At 54.3% G+C, this 304-nt stretch carries 1 protein-coding gene; it reads right to left on the minus strand.

What is annotated here, in order from left to right; genetic code table 11:
* Positions 1-304: immunoglobulin-like domain-containing protein (locus tag HX790_RS29380; protein ID WP_176992613.1), on the minus strand; the 304-nt coding region annotated here is incomplete at both ends.

Here is a 304-nt window from a genome sequence, read left to right on the forward strand (position 1 = left end):
CAACGGTCACGCTGCCGTTCGACTGATTAACGCCGATGGTGATGGTCTGGCCATTATCGAGAGTGACGGTTAACGGGTTGGTGATGTTAGTCACCGGCGCGCCGTTTTTATCCACAAGGCTGGCGGTATAGACGATGTTGCCGCCTTCACCAACGGTAGTGGTGGCAGTCAGAACTACATCCACTTTGTCGATGGTGTCGTTTATCGTGGTGGTTGCGCCGTTACCTGCAACTTCCAGTTTCTCGAAGTTGCCGCCAGCAGTGTCGGTGATCTTGACCGTCTGGGTGCTCTTGTCGATGAACAC

Source organism: Pseudomonas sp. IPO3747, from assembly GCF_013385245.1.
Lineage (GTDB): Bacteria > Pseudomonadota > Gammaproteobacteria > Pseudomonadales > Pseudomonadaceae > Aquipseudomonas > Aquipseudomonas edaphica.